This window comes from Spirillospora sp. NPDC029432 (assembly GCF_040703975.1).
In the GTDB taxonomy this organism is placed as follows: Bacteria; Actinomycetota; Actinomycetes; order Streptosporangiales; family Streptosporangiaceae; genus Spirillospora.
On the sequence record NZ_JBEZWH010000060.1, the window covers coordinates 23,317 to 48,323 of the forward strand.

General features: G+C 72.6%; 22 protein-coding genes. 9 read left to right on the plus strand and 13 right to left on the minus strand.

What is annotated here, in order from left to right; all coding sequences use genetic code 11:
* Window positions 1-3: 3 nt before the first annotated feature.
* Both ispD and AB0881_RS32655 read left to right on the plus strand, forming a co-directional pair.
* Window positions 4-720, plus strand: coding sequence for a 2-C-methyl-D-erythritol 4-phosphate cytidylyltransferase (gene ispD, locus AB0881_RS32650; RefSeq protein ID WP_366623190.1), 717 nt, complete (start codon window positions 4-6; stop codon window positions 718-720).
* Window positions 717-1,523 (plus strand): glycerophosphodiester phosphodiesterase, encoded by an 807-nt coding sequence (locus tag AB0881_RS32655; protein ID WP_366623192.1) that lies wholly within the window; start codon window positions 717-719, stop codon window positions 1,521-1,523. The genes ispD and AB0881_RS32655 overlap by 4 nt, the downstream gene beginning before the upstream one ends.
* 34 nt (window positions 1,524-1,557) lie before the next feature.
* Here AB0881_RS32655 and AB0881_RS32660 read toward each other — a convergent pair whose 3' ends face one another.
* Window positions 1,558-2,379 carry a hypothetical protein gene (locus AB0881_RS32660; protein ID WP_366623194.1) on the minus strand — a complete coding sequence of 274 codons (822 nt, stop codon included), beginning with the start codon at window positions 2,377-2,379 and terminating at the stop codon, window positions 1,558-1,560.
* An 81-nt stretch (window positions 2,380-2,460) separates the two neighbouring features.
* A complete protein-coding gene (locus AB0881_RS32665) occupies window positions 2,461-3,501 on the minus strand; it encodes a glycosyltransferase family 2 protein (protein ID WP_366623196.1) in 1,041 nt (346 codons plus the stop codon).
* Between the two features lie 203 nt (window positions 3,502-3,704).
* Between AB0881_RS32665 and AB0881_RS32670 the strand changes: the two genes are divergently transcribed.
* The gene (locus tag AB0881_RS32670; protein WP_366623197.1) at window positions 3,705-5,378 is read left to right on the plus strand and encodes an LCP family protein; all 1,674 of its coding nucleotides are present in this window, start codon (window positions 3,705-3,707) and stop codon (window positions 5,376-5,378) included.
* A gap of 9 nt (window positions 5,379-5,387) precedes the next feature.
* Here the strand turns inward: AB0881_RS32670 and AB0881_RS32675 are convergent, their stop codons facing one another.
* Window positions 5,388-6,212, minus strand: a complete 825-nt coding sequence (locus AB0881_RS32675; protein ID WP_366623199.1) for a hypothetical protein — start codon at window positions 6,210-6,212, stop codon at window positions 5,388-5,390.
* Between the two features lie 516 nt (window positions 6,213-6,728).
* Between AB0881_RS32675 and AB0881_RS32680 the strand changes: the two genes are divergently transcribed.
* Window positions 6,729-7,373, plus strand: coding sequence for a hypothetical protein (locus AB0881_RS32680; RefSeq protein WP_366623201.1), 645 nt, complete (start codon window positions 6,729-6,731; stop codon window positions 7,371-7,373).
* Window positions 7,374-7,460: 87 nt separating this feature from the next.
* Here AB0881_RS32680 and AB0881_RS32685 read toward each other — a convergent pair whose 3' ends face one another.
* Window positions 7,461-8,630, minus strand: a complete 1,170-nt coding sequence (locus AB0881_RS32685) for an acyl-CoA dehydrogenase (protein WP_366623203.1) — start codon at window positions 8,628-8,630, stop codon at window positions 7,461-7,463.
* 47 nt (window positions 8,631-8,677) lie between these two features.
* On the opposite strand from AB0881_RS32685, the gene AB0881_RS32690 reads away from it, so the two are divergent.
* The gene (locus AB0881_RS32690) at window positions 8,678-10,057 is read left to right on the plus strand and encodes a UDP-glucose/GDP-mannose dehydrogenase family protein (RefSeq protein ID WP_366623205.1); all 1,380 of its coding nucleotides are present in this window, start codon (window positions 8,678-8,680) and stop codon (window positions 10,055-10,057) included.
* A 35-nt stretch (window positions 10,058-10,092) separates the two neighbouring features.
* The gene (locus AB0881_RS32695; protein ID WP_366623207.1) at window positions 10,093-10,506 is read left to right on the plus strand and encodes a CoA-binding protein; all 414 of its coding nucleotides are present in this window, start codon (window positions 10,093-10,095) and stop codon (window positions 10,504-10,506) included.
* Window positions 10,507-10,518: 12 nt separating this feature from the next.
* Here AB0881_RS32695 and purE read toward each other — a convergent pair whose 3' ends face one another.
* Window positions 10,519-11,007, minus strand: coding sequence for a 5-(carboxyamino)imidazole ribonucleotide mutase (gene purE / locus AB0881_RS32700; protein ID WP_366623209.1), 489 nt, complete (start codon window positions 11,005-11,007; stop codon window positions 10,519-10,521).
* Between the two features lie 43 nt (window positions 11,008-11,050).
* Window positions 11,051-12,211, minus strand: coding sequence for a 5-(carboxyamino)imidazole ribonucleotide synthase (locus AB0881_RS32705; RefSeq protein ID WP_366623210.1), 1,161 nt, complete (start codon window positions 12,209-12,211; stop codon window positions 11,051-11,053).
* 272 nt (window positions 12,212-12,483) lie between these two features.
* On the opposite strand from AB0881_RS32705, the gene AB0881_RS32710 reads away from it, so the two are divergent.
* Window positions 12,484-13,119, plus strand: a complete 636-nt coding sequence (locus AB0881_RS32710) for a GtrA family protein (RefSeq protein WP_366623212.1) — start codon at window positions 12,484-12,486, stop codon at window positions 13,117-13,119.
* A gap of 33 nt (window positions 13,120-13,152) precedes the next feature.
* On the opposite strand, the gene AB0881_RS32715 is transcribed toward AB0881_RS32710, so the two are convergent.
* The 5 genes from AB0881_RS32715 to glgX all read right to left on the minus strand — a co-directional run bounded on the left by AB0881_RS32715 (window position 13,153) and on the right by glgX (window position 21,623).
* Complete coding sequence (locus AB0881_RS32715) at window positions 13,153-14,430, minus strand: ATP-binding protein (protein ID WP_366623213.1); 1,278 nt, start codon at window positions 14,428-14,430, stop codon at window positions 13,153-13,155.
* A 116-nt stretch (window positions 14,431-14,546) separates the two neighbouring features.
* Window positions 14,547-15,218 (minus strand): response regulator transcription factor, encoded by a 672-nt coding sequence (locus tag AB0881_RS32720; protein ID WP_019629095.1) that lies wholly within the window; start codon window positions 15,216-15,218, stop codon window positions 14,547-14,549.
* Window positions 15,219-15,356: 138 nt separating this feature from the next.
* A complete protein-coding gene (treZ, locus tag AB0881_RS32725; RefSeq protein WP_366623215.1) occupies window positions 15,357-17,186 on the minus strand; it encodes a malto-oligosyltrehalose trehalohydrolase in 1,830 nt (609 codons plus the stop codon).
* Complete coding sequence (gene treY / locus AB0881_RS32730; protein WP_366623216.1) at window positions 17,183-19,471, minus strand: malto-oligosyltrehalose synthase; 2,289 nt, start codon at window positions 19,469-19,471, stop codon at window positions 17,183-17,185. The genes treZ and treY overlap by 4 nt, the downstream gene beginning before the upstream one ends.
* A complete protein-coding gene (glgX, locus tag AB0881_RS32735) occupies window positions 19,464-21,623 on the minus strand; it encodes a glycogen debranching protein GlgX (RefSeq protein ID WP_366623217.1) in 2,160 nt (719 codons plus the stop codon). The genes treY and glgX overlap by 8 nt, the downstream gene beginning before the upstream one ends.
* A gap of 235 nt (window positions 21,624-21,858) precedes the next feature.
* On the opposite strand from glgX, the gene AB0881_RS32740 reads away from it, so the two are divergent.
* Complete coding sequence (locus AB0881_RS32740) at window positions 21,859-22,224, plus strand: (2Fe-2S)-binding protein (RefSeq protein ID WP_366623219.1); 366 nt, start codon at window positions 21,859-21,861, stop codon at window positions 22,222-22,224.
* 94 nt (window positions 22,225-22,318) lie between these two features.
* The gene (gene bfr / locus AB0881_RS32745) at window positions 22,319-22,825 is read left to right on the plus strand and encodes a bacterioferritin (protein WP_366623233.1); all 507 of its coding nucleotides are present in this window, start codon (window positions 22,319-22,321) and stop codon (window positions 22,823-22,825) included.
* A gap of 57 nt (window positions 22,826-22,882) precedes the next feature.
* Here bfr and AB0881_RS32750 read toward each other — a convergent pair whose 3' ends face one another.
* Entirely contained in the window at window positions 22,883-23,920 is a 1,038-nt protein-coding gene (locus AB0881_RS32750; protein WP_366623221.1) for an adenylate/guanylate cyclase domain-containing protein, read from the minus strand.
* A 125-nt stretch (window positions 23,921-24,045) separates the two neighbouring features.
* A complete protein-coding gene (locus tag AB0881_RS32755; RefSeq protein WP_366623223.1) occupies window positions 24,046-24,906 on the minus strand; it encodes a biotin--[acetyl-CoA-carboxylase] ligase in 861 nt (286 codons plus the stop codon).
* Window positions 24,907-25,007 lie beyond the last annotated feature (101 nt).

The window sequence follows — 25,007 nt, forward strand, 5'->3', positions numbered from 1 at the left end:
GGCATGGCGGACCGTACGGTGGCGGTGGTGCTCGCGGGCGGCATCGGGCAGCGGGTCGGCTCGGCCCGCCCCAAGCAGCTCCTCGAAGTCGGCGGGCGGCCGATCCTCAGCCGGGCGATCGCGGCCTTCGACGGCCATCCCGGCATCACCGAGGTGCTGGTGGTGATGGCCGCCGGGCACGTTCGCGCGGCCGCCGCGCTGGCCGCCCCGTTCCGCAAGGTCACCGGCGTGATCGAGGGCGGCGCCACCCGTACCGCCTCGACCGCGGCCGCGCTGGAGGCGCTGGCCGGGCACCCGGACGCGACCCGCGTGCTCTTCCACGACGCCGCCCGGCCCTTCGTGGACGCCCCGGTGGTCGACCGCGTGCTGGCCGCGCTGGACGGGTACGACGCCGTCGCGGTCGGCGTGCCGTCCGCCGACACCATCGTCGCCGTCGAGAACGGCCTGGTCGCGGGGATGCCGCCGCGCGCCTCGCTGAGCCGGTTCCAGACGCCGCAGGGGTTCCGCCTCGGAACGGTGCGGGCCGCGTACGAGCGGGCGCTGGCCGACCCGGACCTGCTGGCCACCGACGACTGCGGCATCGTGCACCGCTACCTCCCGGAGGTGCCCATCCGGGTGGTGGAGGGCAGCGAGCGCAACCTCAAGGTCACCCACCCGCTGGACATCGTCGTCGCCGAGCACCTCGCCGCCGACTCCCCCGACCACCCGGAGAACTCGTGATCTTCGAAGACCCGGACTCCCGGCACCGGCCCGCCGTCATCGGCCACCGCGGCCTCGGCTCGGGCGACCTCGCGGTCCCCGGCGCCGCCGACGGCGCCACCGTCGCCGAGAACACGATCCCCTCGATGCTCGCCGCGCTGGCCGCCGGCGCGTCCTGGATCGAGCTCGACGTCACCCGTACCGCCGACGACGCCCTGGTGCTGCGGCACGACCCGACCACCCCGGAGGGCGCGTTCGTCGTGGACGGCGAGGCGGCCGCGCTCGGGCTGCCGCTGCTGGAGGAGGTGTTCGACGCGCTGCCGCCCGAGGTGCCGGTGGACGTGGACGTCAAGACGATCCTGGAGGACGCGGTCGACGACCCGTCCCGGCGCACCGGCGCCCTGCTGCTCCCCGTCCTGGAACGCGAGGCGCGCCGCCGGCCGCTGCTGGTGACCTCGTTCGACCCGTCGCTGCTGGCGCACCTGCGCGACCACCTCCCCGGCGTCCCGCTGGGGCTGCTGACCTGGCACCGCTTCCCGCTGTGGCACGGCATCCCGGCGGCGGCGGGCCTCGGCCTCCAGGCGGTCGGCGTGCACACCGCGTCCTGCGGCTTCGACCAGCCCGACACCCGGCTGCGGCCGCTGGAGCACTGCGTGGACGTGGCGCACAAGGCCGGGCTGGAGATCCTGGCCTGGTGCCCGCCCGCCGAGCGCGCCCGCGACTTCGCCGCGGCGGGCGTGGACGCGCTGGTCGTCAACGACGTCCCGGGCGTGGTGGCGGCGCTGAGCGGCGAGGCCGCCGCCGTCGAGCAGGGCGCCGAATAAGGGGCGAGGGGCTAGCGGGCGCTCACTTGCCGTCCTAGTCGCCGCGCAGGTCGTCGCCGCCGTACATCTGCGTCCACTCCCCCGGCTGCTCCCGCTTCGGCGCGGAGCCGCCCGCGGGCGCCTGCCCGGGCTGGTCGCTCCCGGAGCCGTAGCGGGGCGCTCCCGGCTCGGGGGCCGCCGGCGGCGCGGCGGGCGGCGCACCGAACGGGCCCTGGTCGGCCGGCGGCGGCGTGCCGTACGGCTGGGCGGGCGGGTTCGGGTCGGCGGCGGGCGGCGCTCCCGGAGCGGGCGGCGGCGTGCCGTACGGCTGCTGCGGGTGCGCCTGCGGGGCGTACTGCCCCGGCTGCCCGCCGGGCGGGCCCACCGGCGGGGCTCCCTGGCCTCCCGGGCCCATCGGGCCCGCGTACCGGGGCGCCTGGCCGCGGCCAGCGCCGGCCGCCGACCGCCAGCGGGACGGCGGGGCCGAGGCGGCGAGCAGCGCGACGCCGACGAGCAGGAACCCGCCGTACACGCTGAAGACGAGGAACCAGCGCGCCAGGTCGCCGGGCATCAGGTCGGGCAGGTGCCGGGAGCTGAACCGCGGCGCGGCGACCCACAGCAGCCCGATCACGCTGAACACGACCCCGGGGACGGCCGAGGCGACCGGGGACAGCCGGGAGCCCATCAGGAACCCGATCAGGACGGCGGCGACCAGCAGCGCGGCGGCTCCGGGCAACCGCTGCGACCAGGGCAGCTCTATGAGCAGGCGCGCGGAGCGCACCGTCCGATCGGTCCCGTACATCAGGCACACGGCGATGATCGGGGTGGCGACGAGCCCGACCACCACGCCGATCCCATGGCGCGCTCCACCGGACATGGCCACCTCCTCAGGCGCCGACGGCATGATCCGTCCAACGTAACCCTGAGACGCGGTGATCGGGAGAAAGGTTCGAGACCGTTATGGGGTTTTCGCCGGAGTCGGCTGGCCCAGTCCGGGCGGGCTCGTCAGGAAGCCGAGCCCCCAGGACACGTGCATGGTCGCGAACACCAGCGGCAGCCGCACCCACGCCGACACCGGCAGCCCGCGGCCCTCGACGCCCGCGCCGACCACGATGCCGGCCGCGTACGCGCCGGGAATGATCCAGCCCGGCCAGAACCCGAACGCCCCGGCCACCGCGCCCGCCGCCATCGCGACCACGGCCAGCGGCGGCGCCAGGTAGCGGAAGTTCAGCGTGCCCTGGTGCTCGCGGCCCACCACGCGGCGCCAGCGGCCGGTGTGGAAGTACTGCTTGGCCAGCGCCCGCAGGTTGGGCCGCGGCCGGTACGTCACCCGCATCCGGGGCGTGAAGAAGACCCGCCCGCCGGTCTGCCGGATCCGGTGGTTCATCTCCCAGTCCTGGGCCCGCACGAACGTCTCGTCGTACCCGCCGACCCGGTCGAGCGCGCTCCGCCGGAACGTTCCGAGGTAGACGGTCTCCACCTCGCCCGCCTCGCCGCCGGTGTGGAACCGGGCGTTCCCGACGCCGATCTTGGACGTCATCGCCCGCGCCACGGCCTTCTCGAACGGGGTGACGCCCTCGGCCGCCATGATCCCGCCGACGTTGTCCGCGCCGGTCTCCTCCATCGTCTCCACCGCGGCCCGGACGTAGTCCGCCGGCAGCAGCGAGTGGCCGTCCACCCGCACGATGATCGAGTACTGCGACGCCTTGATCGCGATGTTGAGCCCCTGCGGCGTGCGGCCGGTGGGGTTGGCGACCACCACGATGCGCGGGTCCTCGGTGGCCAGCCGGGCGGCGATCTCCTCGGTGCGGTCCCGGGACGGCCCGATCGCCAGCACCAGCTCCAGCTCGCCTGGATACTCCTGGAGCAGGATGCGGCGAACGGCGTCGGTGAGGTGCCGCTCCTCGTTCAGTACGGGCATCACCACGGAAACCGCCGGCCACGTACGGTCGGTGGTGGCGGCCTGCGGGGCGCTGTGCGCGCCGGAAGACGGATTCATCTGGACTCGCGGGCTCTCTCTCGATCGTCCATGACGCAGCCGAACACACCCGGGTCAGCCCGGGGGCAAGGTCAAGACGGCGCCACGTTACTGCAAGGACACGAGGTCCAGGTACCGAACGGACCGGTGTCTCCCACTTTAGAGTGGGAACCCATGCGTGCCGGAAGGTGCCGAAGCGAAGTTCTCGGGAGGCGGCGGCCAGGATGGCAGACGGGCCCAGGAAACCGGACGGGCAGGGACGGGACGGCGAGACCGATCCGCTGGAGCGGTACTTCAAGCCACGCCCCGGCGGCCCCGGCGGCCCGGCCGATGACGACGAGAGCATCGAGGGCGTCACGGTCGACGGCGTACCGGCCCCCCGGGTGGCGGTGGACGGCCCGCGCGGCCCGCGCCGCCCCGGCTCCGGCATGAGCCGCCGGTCGGCGATGAGCGCCCGCAGGCAGCGCCGCTTCCTGATGGTCACCGGCGCCATGTCGGCGTTCGTGCTGCTCACGTCCGGCGGCGCCTGGGCGTTCCAGAACTACGTGACCGGCGCCCTCGACCGGGTGAACGTCGGCGGCCTCGGCAAGGGCAAGGACACGCCGAAGGGCGCCATGACCATCCTGGTGGCGGGCGTCGACCGGCGCGAGGGGCTCACCAAGGAGCAGCAGAAGGCCGCCAAGCTCGGCCACGAGGCCGGCGAGCGGTCCGACACGATGCTGCTGATGCACATCTCGCGGAACCACGACCGCGTCACGGTGGTGAACCTGCCGCGCGACTCGTACGTGACGATCCCGCCGCACAGGTCCAACGGGTCGGAGGGGCCCAAGGGCACCCCGGTCCCGGGCCGTCCCGGCAAGCTGACCTGGGCGTACCAGTTCGGCGGCCCCGACCTCACCGTCGACACCGTCAAGCGCTCGACCGGCGTGTCGATCGACCACTACGTCGAGGTCAACTTCTACGGCTTCATCAGCATGGTGGACGCCCTCGGCGGCGTGGACGTGTGCACCGAGGAGCCGATCAACGACAAGAAGAGCGGCCTGGTACTGCCCGCCGGCACCACCCACGTGGACGGCATGAAGGCGCTCGCGTTCGCCCGCGCCCGCTACACCCTGACCGGCGGCAGCGACCTGGGCCGCATCGACCGCCAGCAGCAGTTCATGGCCGCGATGATGAAGCAGGCCCTGAGCACGAAGACGCTGAGCGACCCGGGCAAGTCGTCCCGCTTCCTCAGCGCCGCGCTCAAGTCCCTGCGGGTGGACGAGAAGCTCGCCGACAACCTGCCTGGCCTGGCCGAGCAGATGAAGGGCCTGTCCACCGACAGCCTCACGTTCGCCAAGGTCCCGCTGGCCAACCCCGACCACAGCGCCGTGTTCTGGAACGCCCCCACGGCCCAGTCCAGCGTCCTGTGGGAGCAGAACCGCGCCGACGACCTCTTCACCAAGATCAGGCGCGACCAGCCGGTGGCGAAGGAGAAGAAGCCGTCCCCGGCGCCGACCACGGCCAAGCCCACCGGGCCGACCGTCCCGCCCGCGGACATCCGGGTCAGCGTCCTGAACGCGATCGGCACCCCGGGCCTGGCCACCAAGGCCGGCGGCCAGCTCCGCGACGAGGGCTTCAAGGTCACCGTCGTGCCGGGCGTCGCCCGCCGCGGCCTCCAGACCACCACGATCCAGTACGGCCCCGACCGCAAGGACTCCGCGCAGACGCTCGCCGCCGCCATCCCCGGCGCCAAGCTCAAGCAGGTGGGCTCGCTCGGCTCGCGCGTCCAGGTCCTCGTCGGCGACGACTGGTCCGGCGTCGAGAAGGTCGAGGTCGCGCCGTCGCCGTCGGCGTCCGCGAACCCGTCCGGCGACGTCGAGTCCGGCACCGCCACCGAAAAGCTCTGCAAGGGCTGACGGGCGCGCTCACCCCTCCGGTGTCCCGGACTCGGTGATCGACAGGCGCTGCCATGCCTCCTGCCACGCCGCCAGCTCGGCCTCGTCGGCCCCGCAGGCCCGGATGTAGGCGAGCACCAGCTCCAGGCTGGGGAGCCTGGTCCGCCTCGCGAGGCCGCTGAACGTCGTGTGGGCGTAGCGGGTGCCGGCGGCCATGCTGCGGAAGGACGGGCGCCCTTTCCAGAAGCGGTACGCCTGCATGCGCTGGATCAGCTCGGCGGTCGTGGTGACCGTTCCGGGGTCGGGCTTGCGGGCGGTCTGGCCCTCCCTCTCGGCGGGCCTGCTCCCGGCCGTCCCGGCGCCCTCGCACCGCTCCCCGCTCTCGCCCTCCTCGGCTCCGGAGGCTCCCGGCTCGGCGGCGAACGCGGGCGCGGGGGCCGCGGAGGCCGCCTGGACGGGGGTGGCCGCGGCCACCGGGGAGGTACGGGGGGCTTCACCCCGGCCGAACTCGTAGAAGAGCTCCCGGGCGAGTTCCACCAGGGCCGGTTCGGCGCCGCAGTCGGTGAGCATGCCCTCGATGGAGTACCAGCGGAACCCGAACTCCACGTCGCCGCGGACGAACTCCTCGGCCTTGGTGGGCTTCAGCCCCCAGTCGGGGGCGCGCCGCAGCACCGCGTCCCGGTCGCCGTACAGGAGGAGCACGAAGGTGATCAGCAGCCGCAGGCGGCGCCTCTCCGCCCCCGCCCCGGGATGGTTCACCTCCAGGAAGCGCTCGAAGTCCGCACGGCGGATCCCGGCCGCGCGGGCGGCACGTGAAGGCCACGGCATCCTGCCGAAGGGACGTTTCCACTCCATGTGCATCACCATCACCGTCAGGCCAGATGATCCATTCCTCGGCCGTACCAGGCGAGGCCCTGGAAGAACGATCTTCGAAACGCGACCGCTCGATCGGCGGATCGCATATAGGCCCGCCGACCACTGATCGACAGGCATCTCACCCGAAATCATGACGTACACGAACGCGGTCGCGGGGACCTTCCACCGCACCGGCGGCCGTCCGGACGTACCCGGACGGCGCTGGACGCTCCTCGGGCCGCACGCGCCCGGCACACCTTCACGAACCATTCATTGAACGATCACGCGCGACCGAACCACGTCACATGACACAGTTCGCGACACTTTTCGGTTTTACCGCCCCAGGCGAACGTCGCGCGACAGGACTGGACGCCCGCCACCACGGCGACCCGCGTTCAATCTTGGCCATACCAAGATATTTACGGATAGATCCGTCCCTTCCTCGCGGAACGATCAGAGCGGCGCCGGATGATGCCTGCCAAATGGATCGACCACTCAACGACGAGATGGGAAGCGATGAACCACACCCCGACACCGCTCCTGCACCGCACCCTGGTCGCGGTCGACATCGTCGGCTTCGGCGGCCGCGAACCGGGGGTGCAGCCGTACCTGCGCAAGGTCCTGCGGCGGTTGGTGAAGTCCGCGCTGAAGGAGGCCGGCGTCCCGCTCCGCTCCTGCCACCACGAGGACCGCGGGGACGGCATGCTGGTCATCGCGCCGGCCGAGGCGGGGGCCGGGCCGCTGCTCGGGCCGTTCCCGGCGCTGCTCCAGGCCGGGCTGCGGAGCCACAACCTGATGTCGTCGCCGGAGGCCAGGCTCGCGCTGCGGGTCGCCGTCCACGCCGGGTACGTGGCGACCGATCGCGAGGGCGCCGCCGGCGCCGCGGCGAACCACCTGTTCCGGCTGCTGGACGCGGCCTCGTTCAAGGCCGCCCTGGGCGACCGTGGCGCCGGGCTGGGCATGATCGTGTCGAGGTACCTCTACGACGAGATCGTGCGTCCCGGCTTCGCACTGCCGGACCCGGGCGCGTTCGTCCGGATCGAGGTGGAGTGCAAGGAGACCAGCTGCGACGCCTGGGCCTGGTTCCCGCAGGAGGGACCCGCCGGGCGCGCCGAACCGGATCGCCGCCTGCGGGCGGTGCCGGGCGAGCAGGGGCCTTGAGGGACCCCGGGCGCGAGCGGCCGCCCGCGCGGGTATGCGGCGCGGGCGGCCCCTGGCGGAGTCTCGACCTCCGGGCTGCTTTCCGGACTACTTGAGGAGCTGGCGGGCCATCACCATGCGCTGGATCTGGTTGGTGCCCTCGTAGATCTGGGTGATCTTGGCGTCGCGCATCATCCGCTCGACCGGGAACTCGCGGGTGTAGCCGTAGCCGCCGAGGAGCTGGACGGCGTCGGTGGTCACGTCCATCGCGACGTCCGAGGCCAGCGCCTTGCAGGCCGAGGAGACGAAGGTGAGGTCGGGGACCTTCTCCCCGTGCATCGCGCGCTCGGACTTGATCGCCGCGTGGTAGGTGAGCTGGCGGGCGCCCTCCAGGCGCATCGCCATGTCGGCCACCATGAACTGGACGCCCTGGAAGTCGCTGATGGACTTGCCGAACTGCTTGCGCTCCTTGATGTAGCCGAGCGCGTAGTCCAGCGCGCCCTGGGCGATGCCGAGGGCCTGGGCGGCGATGGTGATGCGGGTGTGGTCCAGGGTCGCGAGGGCGGTCTTGAAGCCGGTGCCCTCCGCGCCGATGATCCGGTCGGCGGGGATCCGGACGTTCTCCAGGATGACCTGGCGGGTCGGCGAGCCCTTGATCCCGAGCTTCTTCTCCTTGGGCCCGAACGAGACGCCCTCGTCGCCCTTCTCCACCACGAACGCGGAGATGCCGCGGGCCCCGACGCCCGGCTCGGTCACGGCCATGACCGTGTAGTACTCCGAGACCCCTGCGTTGGTGATCCACATCTTGGCGCCGTTGAGCACCCAGTGATCCCCGTCACGCACCGCGCGGGTCTTCATGCCGCCCGCGTCCGACCCGGCCTCGGCCTCCGACAGGGCGTACGAGAACATCGCCTCGCCCTTCGCCACCGGAGTCAGATACTTTTTCTTGAGCTCGGCGGAGCCGGACAGCAGGACCGGAACCGTACCGAGCTTGTTCACCGCCGGGATCAGCGACGAGGAGGCGCACGCGCGAGCGACCTCCTCGATCACGATCACGGTGGCGAGGGCGTCGGCCCCGGCACCCCCGTACTCGTCCGGGACGTGCACCGCGTGCAGGTCGTTCTGCACCAGCGCGTCCAGGGCCTCCTGAGGGAAGCGGGACTCCTCGTCGACCTCCGCCGCATGCGGCGCGATCTTTGCGTCGGCGAGCTCGCGGACCGTCGTGCGGAGCAGCTCGTGCTCCTCCGACGGGGCGTACGTGGGAAAGTCGGGACTCATAGCGCGAATGCTACCCGCCGGTACACTGCCCCCGGCCAGGGCGGGGTATGTCCACACCGGGCGGCAGCGAGAGACGACGAAGGAGTTGTGCCTTGACCCACCGGCTGACGGTGATCGGGACCGGGTACCTGGGCGCCACCCATGCGGCCTGCATGGCGGACCTGGGCTTCGAGGTGCTCGGACTGGACGTCGACCCGAAGAAGGTGGCCCGGCTCGCGGCGGGCGACCTGCCCTTCTACGAGCCGGGTCTGGAACCCGTGCTCCGCCGCAACCTGGAGAACGGGCGGCTCCGCTTCACCACCTCGTACGAGGAGGTCGCCGAGTTCGGCGACGTGCACTTCGTCTGCGTCGGCACCCCGCAGAAGGCGGGCGAGTACGCCGCGGACATGACCTACGTGGACGACGCGATCGCCTCGCTGGCGCCGCTGCTGCACCGCCCCTGCGTGATCGTGGGCAAGTCGACCGTGCCGGTCGGCACGGCGGAGCGCCTCGCCGGCCGGATCGCCATGCTGGCCCCCGCCGACGGCGACGCCGTGCTGGCCTGGAACCCCGAGTTCCTGCGCGAGGGCTTCGCCGTCAAGGACACGCTGCACCCCGACCGCATCGTCGTCGGCGTCCCGCCGGACCCGGGCGCGGCCGACCGGGCGGAGAAGGTCCTGCGCGAGGTCTACTCCTCCATGCTGGCCGAGGAGACCCCGTTCATCGTCGCCGACTACCCGACGTCGGAGCTGGTCAAGGTGTCGGCCAACGCCTTTCTGGCCACCAAGATCTCGTTCATCAACGCGATGGCCGAGGTCTGCGAGGCCGCGCACGCCGACGTGACCAAGCTCTCGGAGGCGCTGTCGTACGACGACCGGATCGGCGGCCGGTTCCTCGGCCCCGGCCTCGGCTTCGGCGGCGGCTGCCTGCCGAAGGACATCCGCGCGTTCATGGCCCGCGCCGGCGAGCTGGGCGTCGACCAGGCGCTGACGTTCCTGCGCGAGGTGGACGAGATCAACATCCGCCGCCGGATCCGGATGGTGGACCTGGCCCGGCACGAGCTGGGCGGCTCGTTCATCGGCCGTACGGTCGGCGTGCTCGGCGCGGCGTTCAAACCCAACTCCGACGACGTGCGCGACTCCCCCGCGCTCGACGTGGCCGCCACCATCCGCGGCCAGGGCGGCAAGGTCACCGTGTACGACCCGCAGGCCATGGCCAATGCGCGCCGCGCGCAACCGGCCCTGGACTTCGGCGACTCGGCCCTGGACGCGGCCCGCGGCGCGCACGTGGTGCTGCTGCTGACCGAGTGGCAGGAGTTCCGCGAGATGGACCCGCACGCCCTGGGCGAGGTCGTCGCCGAACGCAACATCGTCGACGGCCGCAACGCCCTGGACCCCGAGCAGTGGCGCTCCGCAGGCTGGAACTACCGCGCCCTGGGCCGCCCCTAGGGAACGTTCGGAGGCCCGCCGATGTTGTGGCGGACATGGATGATCTGTTCGCACGGCAGGACGTGATCCGGCGGCTGCTGAACGAGTCGCGGCGGTGGGCCTTCGTGGGCCTGGGGGACAATCCCGACCGGGAGGTGCACACCCAGGCCCGGCTGCTCCAGGAGCGCGGCAAGACGGTCGTGCCGGTGCACCCGTCCAAGGCGACCGTGCTGGGCGAGCAGGGGTACGCCTCGCTGGGGGACGTGCCCGGCGAGATCGACGTCGTCGGCGTCTACCGGCGCGCCGAGCACGCGGGCGCCGTGGTGGACGAGGCGATCGCGGCGGGCGCGAAGGCCGTCTGGCTGCCGCTGGACGTGATCGACGAGGCGGCGGCGCGGCGGGCCCAGGAGGCCGGGCTGGACGTCGTCATGAACCGCTGCCCGGCCGTGGAATGGGCGCTGCGGCGGTAAGGCCGGTAGCGCCTAGAGGTTCTCGCGGAGGCGGGCGCCCTTGGCCTTGGCCTGGGCGTGGAGGTCCCGCTGGAAGTCCGCCATCCTCGCCTGGAGGGCCTCGTCGGAGGCCGCCAGGATCCGCACGGCCAGCAGGCCCGCGTTGCGGGCGGCGCCGACGGCGACGGTCGCGACCGGGACGCCCGCCGGCATCTGGACGATCGACAGCAGCGAGTCCATGCCGTCCAGGTGCTTGAGCGGCACCGGGACGCCGATGACCGGCAGCGGGGTGACCGAGGCGAGCATGCCGGGCAGGTGGGCGGCGCCGCCCGCACCCGCGATGATCACCTTGAGGCCGCGGCCGGCGGCCTCCGCGCCGTACGCGATCATGTCGTGCGGCATCCGGTGCGCCGAGACCACGTCGGCCTCGTACCCGATGCCGAACTCGTCCAGCGCCTCCGCGGCGGCCTTCATCACCGGCCAGTCGGAGTCGCTCCCCATCACCACGCCGACCTGGGTCACGGTGCCCTCCGTTCGTCTCCGGGCCGCCTTCCGGCACTACGGCTCACTCGGGCCTCTCCTTCATGTCGGAGCCCCAGCGCAGGAAGTCGGCGGCGTGCCGGGCGCGCTCGCGGACCTCGGCGAGGTCGGCGCCCAGCGCGGTGACATGGCCGATCTTGCGCCCGGGGCGGACGTCCTTGCCGTAGAAGTGCACCTTGACGGCCGGGTCGTGGGCCATCACATGCAGGTAGCGGTGGTAGATCTCGCCCTTGTCGCCGCCGAGCACGTTGGCCATGACGGTGTACGGGGCGGTCGGCTCGGTGGAGCCGAGCGGCAGGTCCAGCACGGCGCGCAGGTGCTGCTCGAACTGGGACGTGCGGGCGCCCTCGATCGTCCAGTGGCCGGAGTTGTGCGGGCGCATCGCCAGCTCGTTCACCACCAGGCCCGCGTCCGTCTCGAACAGCTCGACCGCCAGCAGGCCGGTCACGCCGAGCCTGTCGGCGATGTCGAGGGCGAGCCGCTGCGCCTCGGCTGCGGTGTCGCCGTCCAGGCCGGGCGCGGGCGAGATCACCTCGACGCAGATGCCGTTCTCCTGGACGGTCTCCACGATCGAGTACGCGGCGCCCTGGCCGTGCGGCGATCGCGCCACCAGGGCCGCCAGCTCGCGGCGGAACGCGACGTGCTCCTCGGCCATCAGGGTCACGCCCTCGGCGATCAGCCGGCCGGCCAGGTCCGCCTCCCGCGGGCCGTTCAGGACCCAGACGCCCTTGCCGTCGTAGCCGCCGCGGGTGGCCTTGAGGACCAGCGGCCAGCCGTGCTCGCGGCCGAACGCCTCCAGGAACGCCAGCGGCTCGTCCTCGGGGACGGGCCCGTACGCCGGGCAGGGCGCGCCGATGCCGCTGAGCCGCTCGCGCATGACCAGCTTGTCCTGGGCGTGCAGGAGGGCGGCGGCACCGGGCCGGCAGGGGACGCCGGAGTCCTCGACGGCCTGGATGTGGGCGCCGGGGACGTGCTCGTGGTCGAACGTGACGACGTCGCAGCCCTCGGCGAGCGCGCGCAGGTCGTCGAGCGAGGAGTCGTCGCCGACGTGGACGTCCGCGCACACCCGGGCCGCCGAGTCGGTGGCCGAGCCGGCGAGCACCCGCAGCGACACGCCGAGCCCGATGGCGGCCTGCTGGGTCATCCGGGCGAGTTGCCCGCCGCCCGCCATACCCACCGTGGGCATCTGAGCTGGATCTCTCACGCCCGAAAGGCTATCGGGGCCGGGATGGTGAACGAACCGGGCGGGTACGGCGTCTAAGGATGTGTGATCCTCTTCGGGGAGGGCAGGGGGAAGGGGCGCGAACCGGGGATCGTTCCCGTTACGACGTCCCAGTGGTCACATGCGTCTATCCTCGATGTGCCTCCACAGTCGCCAGAGCGCGCGCCGGCCGGACGCCCGCGCCGCGCAGTGGCCGCCGAAGCCGCAGCCGCAGTCCGGAAGGACGGTCCTCGTTCGTGAAGCTGCTCTCCCGTCTCCGCCACCGGTTCGAGCACCTGGTGCGCGAACTCGCCAAGTTCGGCAGCGTCGGCGCCATCGCCTTCGTCATCACGATGGTCCTCAGCAACGCGCTGCACAACGAGGCCGGCCTGGGGATGGGACCGCTGTCCTCCAACGCCATCGCGACCGTGGTGGCGACCACGTTCTCGTACCTGGCCAACCGCTACTGGACGTTCCGGCACCGTGACCGGACCGGCCTGGGCCGCGAGTACGTGCTGTTCTTCGCGCTGAACGGCGTCGGCCTAGTGATCACCCAGCTGTTCATCGGCTTCGTGCACTACGTGCTCGGGCTGCACGGCCCGATCTACTACAACGCGGCGCTGATCCTCGGTACGGGGGCGGCGACGCTGTTCCGCTTCTGGTCGTACAAGAAGTGGGTGTTCCTGCCGGTGGAGGCCGCGCAGGTCGACCCGCACTCGGGGCTGCCGGGGGTCGCGCCCGCCGAGCCCGCCGCTCCTGCCGCTCCCACCGCTCCCGCCGAGCCCGCCGCCTCCCAGCGGGTCAACGGCCACTCCCTGCCGTCCCATGGCCTGGGCAGCCCGATCGGCGGGCGGCCGGCGGAGGGCCACGCGGAGTTCACCCGCACCCGCTGACCGTCTCAGGCCGACCATCTCAGGCCGACCGTCTCAGGCGGGGCCGATCACGACGCGTTCGGAGGCCAGCCGGGCCTCGGCGGCCGGGCGCAGGAACACCCCGAACACCGCGGGCCGGTTCTGGATCAGCTCCAGCCGGCCGCCGTCCACCACCGCCAGCGAGCGGGCCAGATAGAGCCCGAGGCCGGTGCCCTTGCCGCTGCTGACGCTGCGTTCGAAGACCCTGGCCTCCAGGTCCGCCGGGATGCCCGGGCCCTCGTCGCCGATCTCCACCACCACCGAGCCGACCCCGAGCTTGGTGTTGATCGTGACCGGGCCGGAGCCGTGCACCAGCGAGTTGTCCAGCAGCGTCGCGATGATCTGGGAGAGCCCCTCCGGGCTGGTCATGCCGACCAGCCCGCGCTCGCCGGTGGTGCGGACGTCGCGGCCGTCCCGGCGGAAGATCGGCCGCCACTCCTCCACCTGCTGGGCGATGATGTCGTCGACCGGGGCCGCGACGGCGGCGCCGGTGCGGTCGTGCCGGGACCGGGCCAGCAGCTGCTCCACCACGGCCACCAGGCGTTCGGCCTGGGCCAGCGCGGCGGCGCCCTCCTCGCGGACCACCTCGGGGTACTCGGCGGCCTCGACCATCTCCTCCAGCCGCATCGACAGCGCGGTCAGCGGGGTGCGGAGCTGGTGGCTGGCGTCGGAGGCGAACTCGCGGCTGGCCGCCAGCAGGTCGGCGATCCGCACCGCGCTGCGGTCGAGCACCTCGGCGACCCGGTCCACCTCGGGGATCCCGTACCGGTGGCGGCGCGGCCGGGCGTTGCCGCTGCCCAGCCGGTCGGCGGTCTCGGCCAGGTCGGTCAGCGGCACGGTCAGCTTCCTGGCCTGGAACATCGCCAGCCCGACCGTCACCGCGACGCCCAGCGCGGCCAGGCTGCCGATCAGCAGCATCAGCCGCAGCGCCTCGTCCTGGATCTGCCCGGCGGGCCGGGACACCTGGACCCGCACGCCGCCGGCGGACCCGGTGGCGGTGAGCAGCTCGGTGCCGCGGGCGGGCCGCGCCCCGGCGGTGACCGTCCGGTCGTTCGCCAGCGTGATCACGATGTACCGGCCGGGATACTCCTGGGAGATCTTCTGGTCGGTGATCGGCTGGCCGGACTCCAGGCTGAAGCCGACCCCGCCGAGGATCGAGGCCGCCTCGCGGTCCAGCGACTGGCGCGCCTCCTCGTAGATGAGCTTGTGCGTGGCGTAGGCGAGGGGGATGCCGAGCAGCAGGATCGCGACGACCGCCACCGCGAGCGTCGACAGGAGCAGTCGGCGCCTCATCAGGGCTCCTTCGAGGTGAAGCCGTGATCACGCCGCATCGCGCCGCGGCCCGTCTCGGATCGGCCCGCGGCGTTGCCGCATGATCATGGCGAACGGTTCAGGGCGTGCGGGGCCCGCTAGTCGCCGCGTTCGAACCGGAAGCCGACACCGCGCACGGTCGTGATGTAGCGCGGGCTGCCGGCGTCGTCGCCGAGCTTGCGGCGCAGCCAGGAGATGTGCATGTCGAGGGTCTTGGTGGATCCCCACCAGTTGGTGTCCCACACCTCGCGCATGATCTGTTCGCGGGTCACGACCTTGCCGGCGTCGCGCACCAGCACGCGCAGCAGGTCGAACTCCTTGGTGGTCAGCTGGAGCTCCTGGTCGCCCATCCAGGCCCGGCGCGACTCGGCGTCGATCCGGACGCCCTGGACGATCGGGGTCTCGGTGCTGCCGCGGCGCAGCAGGGCCCGGACCCGGGCGAGCAGTTCGGCCAGCCGGAACGGCTTGGTGACGTAGTCGTCGGCACCGGCGTCCAGCCCGACGACGGTGTCGACCTCGTCGGCGCGGGCCGTGAGGATCAGGATGGGCACCCCGTGCCCCTCGGCGCGCACCCGGCGCGCCACCTCCAGACCGTCCAGCTCAGGCAGTCCGAGATCGAGGACGATGAGGTCCACGCCGCCTCCGAGCGCCCGCTCCAGGGCCTGCGGCCCGTCCGGGCTGACTTCGACGGTGTACCCCTCGCGCCGCAGCGCACGGGCGAGAGGCTCGGAGATGGACGTGTCGTCCTCGGCGAGCAGTACTGAGGTCATGGACCGATCGTATGACCATTCATGAACGTTTCCCGGCGGCCGCCGCGCTCTTGACCTGCGGTTTGCCACTCATAGTACTTCCATGAACACGAACAAATCGGGGAGTAGGGCGAAGTAACCGTACGTTATTGGCACAGGTCAGCGTGTCGCGGGGGCTGCGAGCACCGCCACGGCGGGTCCCGGCAGGGTCAGCGCGGCGGTTCCGGCACCCGCTCCCGGCTCCAGGCGTACGGCCGGGTCGGAGGCGAGCAGGAGGCGCGCGTCCGGTTCGACCGGGATTTGCATTGTTCGTTCCTCGAATTCGACGGCGACGCGGATCCGGCCGCGCCGCAGGACCAGCCGGCGGGCATCCGTTTCATCGCCCCCATTCCGCTCATCCGCCCGCGTGTCTCCCCGTTCTCCGCGCGGGATCTCCACGGAGACGCCGGTGAGGCGCGGTTCGGTCAGCTCGGGCCAGGCCCGCCGGAGCGCGATCAGCGCGCGGTGCCATTCGAGCAGCTCTCGGTGGACGCCGCCGCCCGCCTCGGCCCAGTCGAGCCGCGAGCGCCGGAAGGTCTCCGCGGCCTGTGGATCGGGCACCTCGCCCGCCCAGCCGTGCCGGGCGAACTCGCGCCGCCGCCCCTCGGTCACCGCCCGGCCCAGCTCGGGCTCGCGGTGGTCGGTGAAGTAGCACCACGGCGTGCTCGCCGCCCACTCCTCCCCCATGAAGAGCATCGGCGTGAACGGGCCCAGCAGCAGCAGCGCCGCGCCGATCTTGAGCCGGCCGGGCGGGAGCGCGGCCGCGGTCCGGTCGCCGGCGGCCCGGTTCCCGACCTGGTCGTGGTTCTGCAGGAACGTCACGAACCGGTGCGCGGGCGTCCGTTCCACGTCCACCGGGCGGCCGTGGCGGCGCCCCCGGTACGCCGACCAGGTCCCGTCGTGGACGAACGCCCTGGTCAGCGCCTTCGCGAGCGTCTCCGTCGAGCCGAAGTCGCAGTAGTACCCCTGCCGTTCGCCCGTCAGTGCGGCGTGCAGCGCGTGGTGGACGTCGTCGCACCACTGCCCGTCCAGCCCGTACCCGCCCGCCTCCCGCGAGGTGATCAGCCTCGGGTCGTTCAGGTCGGACTCGGCGATCAGGAACAGCTCGCGTCCCAGATGCGCCGAGAGCGCCCGCACGCGGCCCGCCAGCTCCTCCAGGACGTGGACGGCGCCGTGGTCGTCGATGGCGTGGACGGCGTCCAGGCGCAGCCCGTCGAAATGGTGGTCGCGCAGCCACATCAGCGCGTTGCCGATGACGAACGCGCGCACCTCGTCGGACCCCGCCTGGTCGAAGTTCACCGCGTCCCCCCATGGGGTGCTGTACGCGCCGGTGAAGTACGGCCCATAGGAGGCGAGGCGGTTGCCGCTGGGGCCGAGGTGGTTGTAGACGACGTCGAGGATGACGGCGAGCCCCTTGCCGTGGGCGGCGTCCACGAAACGCTTCAGCCCGTCGGGCCCGCCGTACGGCTCGTGCGGTGCCCACAGGTGGACGCCGTCATAGCCCCAGCCGTGATTCCCCGGGAACGCTGCGACGGGCAGGAGTTCGACTGCGTCCACCCCAAGGGAGACGAGATGGTCCAGCCGTTCTATGGCCGCGTCGAACGTCCCCTCAGGGGTGAACGTGCCCACATGCAGCTCGTACAGGACGCTTCCGGGGAGGGGGCGGCCCCGCCAGGCGCCGTCCGTCCAGGGGAAGCGGTCGTGCTCGTACACCCGGCTCACTCCGTGCGCGCCGTGCGGCTGCCAGGGAGAGCGCGGGTCGGGGAGGATCTCGTCCTGATCGTCCAGGACGAAGCCGTAGTCCGTGCCGTGGCCCGCGCCGGGGACGTCGGCGATCCACCAGCCGCCCTGCCCGTCCCGCGTCATCGGGTGCCGGCTCGGGTTCTCTCCTTCCCAGACGGCGACCTGGACGCGCCCGGCGTCCGGCGCCCACACCTCGAAGCGGGTCACCCGTCCCCCGCCTGGTCCGGGACCAGCAGGGCCACCGGCAGCGTGCCGAGGACGTCGGCGAGCGCGAGCCGCGAGCCCCGGTGGACCTCGCCGGTCAGGACGTCCCGCCACAGGCCCGGGCCCGCGTCCAGGTACGTGCCGTGCCAGCCGCCGGCCCGTTCGAGCCCCGCCGGGAGCCGGGTCGCGACCGTCAGCGCCCCCGGCCGCTCCCCGCGCCGGGACGCCAGCACGTGCCGCGCCGCGCGCCCCTCCGCCGCGGCGGGCTCGTACGCGCCGGTCCCGAACCACTCGGGACGGTCCCGGCGCAGCCGCAGCGCCCGCGAGGTGACCAGCAGCTTCTCGTCGTGCAGGTCGCGGGGCTCGCGGCCGCTGTCGAGCCGGGTGAGGCGCGAGCGGCGCAGGCCGTAGTCGACCGGCCGCCGGTTGTCGGGATCGACCAGCGACAGCCCGGCCAGCTCGCAGCCCTGGTAGACGTCCGGGACGCCGGGCATGGTCAGCTGGACGAGCTTCTGGCCGAGGACGTTGGCGCGCGCGTAGCCGTCCAGCATGTCCACGAACCCGGCCAGGTCGGCGGTCAGGTCGGCGTCCGCGAGGACGCGCCGCGCGTACGCGAGCACCGCCTCCTCGTAGCCGGTGTCGGGCTCGATCCAGTTCGTCCGGGTCTTGGCCTCGCGCATCGCCTTGGTCAGGAACTCCGCGAGCCGCTCCTCCGTGAGCGGCCAGGCGCCGGCGAGCGTCTGCCAGAGGAGGTACTCCAGGTCGGGTTCGAGCGGCGAGCCCTTCGGGTCCCAGCCGCGCCAGCGACCCACCGCCTCCGCCCACGGCCCCGGCAGCTCCGCCAGGACGGCGAGCCGGGCGCGGACGTCCTCCTGCCGCTTGGTGTCGTGCGTGGACAGGGTCGTCATCGTGGCGGGCCAGTCGCGGAGCTGCCGGGCGCAGTACGCGTGGAAGTCCTCCGGGCTCACCGCGAAGCGCGCCGGGTCGCCGCCGACCTCGTTCAGGGCGGCCATCCGGTTCCAGCGGTAGAACGCGGTGTCCTCCACGCCCTTGGCGGCCAGCGGCGCCGACGTCTGCTGGAACCGCTCGGCGAACTCGGCCGCCCCGCTCCCGCCGCCGCCCCCGAGGGCCAGCGCGACGATCCTCCGCAGGTCGTCGCGCAGCGGTTCCGGGACGCGGGCGCGCGCGGCCCTCTCCGCCCGCTCCAGGACCTCGACCGCCTGGACGGGCGGGTCCTCGCCCGGGACGACGTACGCCCGGTAGACGGGCATCGCGGCCAGCAGCTCGACCAGGGCCGTGCGGAGGTCCGCGCGCCGCGCCTCGTCCCGCTCGCCCAGCGCCCGGCACAGCACCCGGTGCAGCCGGTCGACCTCCGGCCGCAGCCCGTGCCCGGCCGCGTACCGGCGGGCCTCGTGCTCGACCTCGGCGAACGACTCCGGCCCGCCGGTGAACTCCGTGTACGCCTCGGTCAGCGGCCGCTCCCCGTCCGGGTCGACGAAGACGCCGCCGACCATCCCGAGGGCGTCGTACCCGGTGGTCCCGGCGCACCGCCAGCCGGCCGGCAGCCGCTCCTCACCCGTGGTGATCTTCTCGACCAGGATCCAGCGCGGCTCCCCCGGCGCGGAGGCGGCGGCCGACAGGCGCTCCAGGTAGCCGCGCGGGTCGGTGAGGCCGTCGGGGTGGTCGATCCGCAGCCCGTCCACCAGCCCCTCGGCCACCATGCGCAGCAGCAGGCCGTGCGTGCGGGCGAAGACCTCGGCGTCCTCCTGGCGCAGGCAGATCAGCCCGGAGATGTCGAAGAAGCGCCGGTAGTTCGGCTCCCCCTGCCCCGGCAGGACGAGCCGGCCGCCGCCCGCCTCCCAGTCGACGTCGAACCAGCGGGCGTACGGCGAGTCCGCCCCCTCCTCGATCACCGCGGCGAGCGGCGCGTTCAGCACCGGGGGGTCGGGGATCGCCATGTGGTTCGGCACCACGTCCAGCAGCACGCGGAGCCCGTGCGCGCGGAACCGCGACACCATCGCGCGGAACGCGTCACCGCCGCCCAGCTCCGCCGACAGCCGCTCGTGGTCGACGACGTCGTACCCGTGCGCCGAGCCGGGCGCCGCCTGGAGCACGGGCGACAGGTACACGTGCGACACGCCCAGCGACGCCAGGTACGGGGCGAGCGCGGCCGCCTCGTTGAGGCCGCAGCGGCCGGGGCCGCTCGTACCGCGCAGCTGGAGCCGGTACGTGCCGGTCGCGGGCCCGGCAGAGGGGGCGGCAGGGGGCGCGGCGGGCGGGTCAGACACGGCGGAGCACCTGGAGCGAGCGGGCCTCGACCGTCACCGTCTCACCTGCCTTGACCACCGGAGACTCCTCCTCGGCGAGCATGGGGTCGGCCGTGTCGAGCACCTTCGACCACATCCCTCCGTACCGGGCGGGCGGCAGCCCGAAACCCAGATCGCCGTGATGGGCGTTGAACAGCAGCAGGAACGAGGCGTCCCGGATCCGCTCGCCGCGCCGTCCCGGCTCGCCGATCGCGTCCCCGTTCATGAAGATGTAGAACGACTTGTTGTAGCCCGCCGACCAGTCGGTGCCGGTCATCTCCCGCCCGCCCGGCGTGAACCACAGCAGGTCGGGCAGCTCCCTGCTCCCGTCCTTGCCGCCCTTGCCGCCCTTGTCGGTGCGGGCCGCCGGGCGCCCCTTGAAGAAGCGGCGGCGCCGGAACACCGGATGCCTGCGGCGCAGCGCGGCCAGCTTCTGGACGAAGTCGAGCAGCGGGAAGTTCTCCTGGAGGCCGTCCCAGTCGACCCAGGAGATGTCGCTGTCCTGGCAGTAGGCGTTGTTGTTGCCGCGCTGCGTGCGGCCGATCTCGTCGCCGTGCGACAGCATCGGCACGCCCTGCGTGAGGAACAGCGTGGCCATGAAGTTGCGCTTCTGCCGCTCCCGTAGCCCGATGATCTCCAGATCGTCGGTCGGGCCCTCGGCGCCGCAGTTCCAGGACCGGTTGTCGTCGGTGCCGTCCCGGTTGCCCTCGCCGTTGGCCTCGTTGTGCTTGCCGTCGTACGAGACCAGGTCGTGCAGCGTGAACCCGTCATGGCAGGTCACGAAGTTGATCGAGGCGTTGGGGCGGCGGCCGTCGTCGGCGTACAGGTCGCTGGAGCCGGTCAGCCGGGACGCGAACTCCGGCAGCGTCGCCGGCCGCCCCCGCCAGTAGTCGCGGACGGTGTCGCGGTACTTGCCGTTCCATTCGGTCCACAGTGGGGGGAAGTTGCCGACCTGGTAGCCGCCCTCGCCGACGTCCCACGGCTCGGCGATCAGCTTCACCTGCGACACCACCGGATCCTGCTGGACGAGGTCGAAGAACGCCGACAGCCGGTCCACCTCGTGCAGCTCGCGCGCCAGCGTGGCGGCCAGGTCGAAGCGGAAGCCGTCCACGTGCATCTCGGTGATCCAGTAGCGCAGCGAGTCCATGATCAGCTGGAGGACGTGCGGGCTGCGCATCAGCAGGCTGTTCCCGGTGCCCGTGGTGTCCATGTAGTAGCGGGGGTCGTCCTCGACCAGCCGGTAGTACGAGGCGTTGTCCAGCCCCCGGAACGACAGCGTCGGCCCCAGGTGGTTGCCCTCGGCGGTGTGGTTGTAGACCACGTCGAGGATCACCTCGATGCCCGCCTCGTGCAGGGCCTTCACCATCGCCTTGAACTCCAGCACCTGCTCGCCGCGCTGCCCCGCCGCCGCGTACCCGTTGTGCGGGGCGAAGAAGCCGATGGTGTTGTAGCCCCAGTAGTTGCGCAGGCCCCGGTCGACGAGGGTGTCGTCATGGACGAACTGGTGCACCGGCATCAGCTCCACGGCGGTCACGCCCAGCTCGGTCAGATGATCGATGATCACCGGGTGGCCGAGCGCCGCGTACGTGCCGCGCATCTCCGGCGGGATCTCCGGATGCCGGTACGTGAGCCCCTTCACATGCGCCTCGTAGATCACCGTCTCGTGGTACGGGGTGCGCGGCGGCCGGTCGTCGGCCCAGTCGAAGTAGGGGCTGACCACCACCGACCGCATCGTGTGCGGCGCCGAGTCGGCGTCGTTGCGGGACCACGGGTCGCCGAAGCCGTAGCCGAAGCACGACTCGTCCCAGTCGATCTCGCCCTCGATCGCCTGCGCGTACGGGTCGAGCAGCAGCTTGTTCGGGTTGCAGCGGTGGCCGCTCCGGGGGTCGTACGGGCCGTGCACGCGGTACCCGTACCGCCGCCCCGGCATGACCCCCGGCAGGTAGGCGTGCCAGACGAACGCGTCCACCTCCGGCAGGGAGATCCTCGTCTCCCCGCCGCCCTCGCCGGCGGGCCCGTCGAACAGGCACAGCTCCACCCGCTCGGCCGCCTCGGTGAAGATCGCGAAGTTGGTCCCCGCCCCGTCGAAATGGGCCCCGAGCGGATATGCGTCCCCCGGCCAGACCACCGTCACCGTCCCGCCCTCCCGTCGCTCGGGACGGATGCTTCCCGCTGAGGTCCGCCTCACACGCCAGGCCCGCGGGCCGGGCCGCCAGGTAAAGAGAACCGACCACCACTGGCCAGAGCGGACATTCGTGAGTTACCTTAGGGGAGCCTTACCTTATTGAGGGTGCCCTTACCGCGTGTGGCGCTACGTCCCCCGGTGATGCCCTCCGACCGTAACGCCGCACGGAAGGTTCGACCGCCGGATGTACGTCTGCATCTGCAACGCCGTCACCGAGGATGACGTGCGGAGCTGCATGGCCGGCGGTGCCTGCTCCCCCAAGGAGGTCAAGGCCGCCTGCGGTATGAAGCCCGGCTGCGGGACCTGCACCAAGCGCCTGTACGCCCTGGTGAGCGAGTACCGCACGGCCAGCGAGCTGGCCGACGCTATCACCGGCGGCCCGGCGTCCCCGGTCATGCCCGCCGAGCGTACCGAGCCGATGCCGGTCGCCGACCCCGCGGTCCCGGCCGCACCGGCCGCCCGGCCCGCCACCGTCCCGGTGCCGGTCGCGGGCGCCTCGCTGCCGGTCCGCACCGCCGAAGGGGAGGTCGCCGCGTCCGACGCCGCCTGACCACAGGCTTCCGAGCCCCCGTTCCGGTGTGACACACGGCCGAACGGGGGGTTAGTGCTGTCCATGAACAGGGCAGCGTGCAAGCATGGTCGCCATGGAAGGCGACAAGGACATCATCAACCTGCTCAACGAGCAGCTCACGGCCGAGCTCACCGCGATCAACCAGTACTTCCTGCACGCCAAGATGCAGCAGAACTGGGGCTTCACCCGGATCGCCAAGCACACCCGGCACGAGTCCATCGACGAGATGAAGCATGCGGAGCTGCTGACCGACCGCATCCTCTTCCTCGAAGGGCTGCCCAACTACCAGAAGCTCGGCACGCTCCGCATCGGCCAGACCGTGGTCGAGCAGCTCAAGGCCGACCTCCAGGTCGAGCTGGAGGCCGTCGCGCGGCTGCGCCCCGGCATCGAGCTGATGCGCTCCCGCGGCGACGTCACCTCCGCCCGGATCTTCGAGAAGATCCTGGAGGACGAGGAGTACCACATCGACTACCTCGAGACCGAGCTGAGCCTGGTCGAGTCGCTGGGCGAGCAGAACTACCTCCAGCGCCTCACCGAGGCCCCCGGCGAGGACGCGCCCAAGCCCATCGCCGACTACTGATCCGGCCGCGCCGGAACGCGCGCCCGGAAGGGCGGCGCCATGGGAACGCCCCGGCCGTCAACCGCCGGCCGGGGCCCCTTCCCCGCCAGACCCCGACGGGCCGCCGCCGTCCCCGCGGGCGCGGCGTAGCACGTACGGCTGGACGATCCCCAGGCCGCGCACCGGACGGCGCACGATCCGGGTGCTCGCGAAACCCGGCTCCTTCTCCAGCTGCGCGGCCAGCTCCGCGTCGATCACCACCGAGCCCGGCCGGGCCAGCTTGGTCAGCCGCGCCGCCAGATTGACCGTGGTGCCGAACACATCGCCCATCAGCGACAGCACCGGCCCGTACGCCACCCCCACCCGCACGTCCGGGACCTCGGTCTCATCCGTGATCGCCTGGGCGATCGCCAGCGCGATCTCCCCGCCGTCCGCCGGAGTGTCCGCGCAGAACAGCACCTCGTCGCCCAGCGTCTTGACCAGCCGGCCGCCGCACGAGGCCACGATGTCCGACGCCGTCTCCTCGAACCGCTCGACCACCCGGGCCAGCTCCAGCTCCTCCAGCTCCCGGCTCATCTGCGTGAACGAGACCATGTCCGCGAAACCCACCGTGATCTGCGGCCGCACGGCGCTCGACGACCCGGGCTCCCGGGTCGCCGCGGCGGCGATCGCGCGCGTCCCCGCCGCCGCCAGCTGCCGCCGCCAGGCATGCACCACCAGCGGCTCGAACTCCCCGATGTGCTTCTCGGCCAGCTCCACGATCGTCCGCACCGACTCGGCGTCCGGCTCGTCGCCCCCCGGCCCCATCATGTGGCTGAGCAGATTCACCTGCCACTCGGCCAGCCGCGCCATCGTCTGCCCGAACGCCCGCACCAGCCGGATCACCGCGTCCTCGTCCAGGACGCCCTCCGCCATGAGGCGGCCCAGCCGGTTCAGCGCCGCCACGTCGCCCTCGGTGTAGGCGACCTCACCGTCGGGCATCGAAGGGTAGCCGAACGCCTTCCAGACCTGGCCCGAGAACTCCCTGCTCACCCCCGCACGCTCGACGGCGCCGACGCGGGTGTAACGCAGCTCGCCGCCCAGCAGAAGCTCCTCGATCTCCTTCGGATCCGGCAACCCCGCTGCTGACATCTCCCCTGCCCCTCAGCCCGCCGGCGGCGGCGACGTGGTCAAGTTCCGCGACATATCGTGGCAGACACGATGCATCCGGGGTGATCGGACCGCCGATACCCGCGCGGCGTTCATCGAACGTGCACCACGTCGCCGGCGCCGACCGCCCGCACCGCACCATCCTCGCCGGTCACCACCAGGCGCCCCGACCCGTCGATGTCACCGACCGTCCCCCGCAGCGGCTCCCCGCCCGGCAACTCCACCCGAACGGCCCGCCCCAGCGTCGCGCACAGATCCTTGTACGCCGTCCGCAGGCCACTCGCCTCCGGATCACCGCCCAGCGCCGTCCACTCCCGGTACCAAGTCTCGAACTCCCGCAGGATCGCCCGCAGCAGCGGCGCCCGATCACTCATCGGCGCCCCCTCGATCAGCAGCGACGTCGCCGTCGGCACCGGAAGCTCCTCCTCCCGCAACCCCACGTTCAACCCGCACCCGACGATCACCGCATCGGCCACCTTCTCCGCCAGGATCCCGCCCAGCTTCCGCTCACCGGCGAGAAGATCGTTCGGCCACTTCAGCCGCACATCGACCGCGACATCCGCCGCCTCCCCCAGAAACCCCTCACCGGCCTCCGACCACGCCGTCATCCGCCGCACCGCCGTCGCCACCGCCACCCCCGTCAGCAACGGCAACCAGCCCAGCCGATCCGCCGCCACCTCCGGCCGCAGCAACACCGAGAACATCAACCCCGACCGCGGCGGCGCCGACCACCGCCGCCCCAGCCGCCCACGCCCCGCCGTCTGCGACTCCGTGACCAGCACCGTCCCCTCCGGCGCCCCCCTCCCCGCCGCCTCACCCAGATCCGCGTTCGTCGACCCCGTCTCCGCCACGACCCCGACATCCCGCCACAACCCGCCATCCCGCACCAGCGCACGCCGAAGCGCCCGCTCATGCAGCGGAGGCCGCCCAAGATCGCCATAAGGTTTATGCACTGTTTCATTGTGGGGGGTCGACCCCCCACGCCCCCCGCGCAGGGGGGGCGCCCCCGCCGCGCGTTGGACGCTCCGGGCACCCGCCCCCGGGCAGAGGGGGC